The following is a 3,741-nucleotide window of genomic DNA, read 5'->3' on the forward strand; positions in this document are numbered from 1 at the left end:
AAGCCAATTTCGGGTCCCCATCGTCTAGAGGCCTAGGACACTGCCCTTTCACGGCTGTACCAGGGGTTCGAATCCCCTTGGGGACGCCATTCCGATAATGAGTGAAAGACATTATCACCGGTTAGCGATAACCGAAAAAATCTTAAAGATGACTTGCGAGTCATGTTTAAGATATTGCTCTTTAACAATCTGGAACAAGCTGAAAATTGAAACATGACGGCTGAAATTTATCCCTCCGTAGATGTACTGGGATGAAGAGTAACCTGTCATAGAGTCTCTCAAATGTTTGCAGCACGAACGATGGAAACATCTTCGGGTTGTGAGGTTAAGTGACTAAGCGTATACGGTGGATGCCTAGGCAGTCAGAGGCGATGAAGGGCGTGCTAATCTGCGAAAAGCGTCGGTAAGGTGATATGAACCGTTATAACCGGCGATACCCGAATGGGGAAACCCAGTGTGTTTCGACACACTATCATGTCATGAATACATAGTGGCATGAGGCGAACCGGGGGAACTGAAACATCTAAGTACCCCGAGGAAAAGAAATCAACCGAGATTCCCCCAGTAGCGGCGAGCGAACGGGGAGGAGCCCAGAACCTGAATCGGCTTGTGTGTTAGTGGAAGCGTCTGGAAAGTCGCGCAGCAAAGGGTGATAGCCCCGTACACTAAAATGCACAGGTCGTGAGTTCGATGAGTAGGGCGGGACACGTGACATCCTGTCTGAATATGGGGGGACCATCCTCCAAGGCTAAATACTCCTGACTGACCGATAGTGAACCAGTACCGTGAGGGAAAGGCGAAAAGAACCCCGGCGAGGGGAGTGAAATAGAACCTGAAACCGTGTACGTACAAGCAGTGGGAGCACCTTCGTGGTGTGACTGCGTACCTTTTGTATAATGGGTCAGCGACTTATATTTTGTAGCAAGGTTAACCGTATAGGGGAGCCGTAGGGAAACCGAGTCTTAACTGGGCGATTAGTTGCAAGGTATAGACCCGAAACCCGGTGATCTAGCCATGGGCAGGTTGAAGGTTGGGTAACACTAACTGGAGGACCGAACCGACTAATGTTGAAAAATTAGCGGATGACTTGTGGCTGGGGGTGAAAGGCCAATCAAACCGGGAGATAGCTGGTTCTCCCCGAAAGCTATTTAGGTAGCGCCTCGTGAACTCATCTTCGGGGGTAGAGCACTGTTTCGGCTAGGGGGCCATCCCGGCTTACCAAACCGATGCAAACTCCGAATACCGAAGAATGTTATCACGGGAGACACACGGCGGGTGCTAACGTCCGTCGTGAAGAGGGAAACAACCCAGACCGCCAGCTAAGGTCCCAAAGTCATGGTTAAGTGGGAAACGATGTGGGAAGGCATAGACAGCCAGGATGTTGGCTTAGAAGCAGCCATCATTTAAAGAAAGCGTAATAGCTCACTGGTCGAGTCGGCCTGCGCGGAAGATGTAACGGGGCTAAACCATGCACCGAAGCTGCGGCAGCGACGCTTAGGCGTTGTTGGGTAGGGGAGCGTTCTGTAAGCCGTTGAAGGTGTGCTGTGAGGCATGCTGGAGGTATCAGAAGTGCGAATGCTGACATAAGTAACGATAAAGCGGGTGAAAAGCCCGCTCGCCGGAAGACCAAGGGTTCCTGTCCAACGTTAATCGGGGCAGGGTGAGTCGACCCCTAAGGCGAGGCTGAAAAGCGTAGTCGATGGGAAACAGGTTAATATTCCTGTACTTGGTGTTACTGCGAAGGGGGGACGGAGAAGGCTAGGCTAGCCGGGCGACGGTTGTCCCGGTTTAAGCGTGTAGGGGGTGTGACCTGGTAAATCCGGTTGCATACTAACCCTGAGGCGTGATGACGATGCACTACGGTGCAGAAGTAGTTGATGCCCTGCTTCCAGGAAAATCCTCTAAGCATCAGGTAACATTAAATCGTACCCCAAACCGACACAGGTGGTCAGGTAGAGAATACCAAGGCGCTTGAGAGAACTCGGGTGAAGGAACTAGGCAAAATGGTGCCGTAACTTCGGGAGAAGGCACGCTGGCATGTAGGTGAAGTCCCTCGCGGATGGAGCTGAAGCCAGTCGAAGATACCAGCTGGCTGCAACTGTTTAATAAAAACACAGCACTGTGCAAACACGAAAGTGGACGTATACGGTGTGACGCCTGCCCGGTGCTGGAAGGTTAATTGATGGGGTCAGCCGCAAGGCGAAGCTCTTGATCGAAGCCCCAGTAAACGGCGGCCGTAACTATAACGGTCCTAAGGTAGCGAAATTCCTTGTCGGGTAAGTTCCGACCTGCACGAATGGCGTAATGATGGCCAGGCTGTCTCCACCCGAGACTCAGTGAAATTGAACTCGCTGTGAAGATGCAGTGTACCCGCGGCAAGACGGAAAGACCCCGTGAACCTTTACTATAGCTTGACACTGAACATTGAGCCTTGATGTGTAGGATAGGTGGGAGGCTTTGAAGCGTGGACGCCAGTCTGCGTGGAGCCATCCTTGAAATACCACCCTTTAATGTTTGATGTTCTAACTCGGCCCCATAATCTGGGGTGAGGACAGTGTCTGGTGGGTAGTTTGACTGGGGCGGTCTCCTCCCAAAGAGTAACGGAGGAGCACGAAGGTTAGCTAATCACGGTCGGACATCGTGAGGTTAGTGCAAAGGCATAAGCTAGCTTGACTGCGAGAGTGACGGCTCGAGCAGGTACGAAAGTAGGTCTTAGTGATCCGGTGGTTCTGAATGGAAGGGCCATCGCTCAACGGATAAAAGGTACTCCGGGGATAACAGGCTGATACCGCCCAAGAGTTCATATCGACGGCGGTGTTTGGCACCTCGATGTCGGCTCATCACATCCTGGGGCTGAAGTAGGTCCCAAGGGTATGGCTGTTCGCCATTTAAAGTGGTACGCGAGCTGGGTTTAGAACGTCGTGAGACAGTTCGGTCCCTATCTGCCGTGGGCGTTGGAAGATTGAGAGGGGTTGCTCCTAGTACGAGAGGACCGGAGTGAACGCACCACTGGTGTTCGGGTTGTCATGCCAATGGCATTGCCCGGTAGCTAAGTGCGGAAAAGATAAGCGCTGAAAGCATCTAAGCGCGAAACTTGCCTCAAGATGAGTCTTCCCTGGGCCTTTAAGGTCCCTGAAGGAACGTTTAAGACTAAGACGTTGATAGGCTGGGTGTGTAAGTGCAGCGATGCATTGAGCTAACCAGTACTAATGATCCGTGAGGCTTAACCTTACAACACCGAAGGTGTTTTTAGAGAGATTTTCAGCGACGTTCCGAGATTGGTTCTGATGGCTTCATGGAAGTGAGGCGGTTGGAATGAAACAGAATTTGCCTGGCGGCAATAGCGCGGTGGTCCCACCTGACCCCATGCCGAACTCAGAAGTGAAACGCCGTAGCGCCGATGGTAGTGTGGGGTCTCCCCATGCGAGAGTAGGACACTGCCAGGCATCAAATAAAGCCGAAAGCCCTGAACTGACGTTCAGGGCTTTTTGCTATGCGTAAAATGGAAAATCCCCGTTGTAATCCGCTTCAGCTTTCATCGTACTGTTTAATATTCATCACAAAACCAACGCATTGTTTCTCTGAATGTCAGATATTCTTCGTCCGCTATTAAGTTTGGCTGTTAACTTATAAATAACAATAAAGTAACAACCAGGGCGGCAGGAAGCCAAATTTCATCATTGTTATGGCTCGGAGAATACATCATGACAGAAACAACCTCGGCTCTTGGGGATGAGCACG

At 51.2% G+C, this 3,741-nt stretch carries 1 tRNA gene and 2 rRNA genes; all 3 read left to right on the plus strand.

What is annotated here, in order from left to right:
* The first annotated feature begins 13 nt into the window (after positions 1 to 13).
* The 3 genes from ACIQZO_RS40370 to rrf all read left to right on the plus strand — a co-directional run bounded on the left by ACIQZO_RS40370 (position 14) and on the right by rrf (position 3,446).
* Positions 14 to 89, plus strand: a tRNA-Glu gene (locus ACIQZO_RS40370).
* A 234-nt stretch (positions 90 to 323) separates the two neighbouring features.
* A 23S ribosomal RNA gene (locus ACIQZO_RS40375) occupies positions 324 to 3,231 on the plus strand.
* 99 nt (positions 3,232 to 3,330) lie between these two features.
* A 5S ribosomal RNA gene (gene rrf / locus ACIQZO_RS40380) occupies positions 3,331 to 3,446 on the plus strand.
* The last annotated feature ends 295 nt before the right edge of the window (positions 3,447 to 3,741 follow it).

Origin of the sequence: Streptomyces sp. NPDC097617 (genome assembly GCF_044761485.1) — a bacterium.
Taxonomy (GTDB): Bacteria; Actinomycetota; Actinomycetes; order Streptomycetales; family Streptomycetaceae; genus Streptomyces.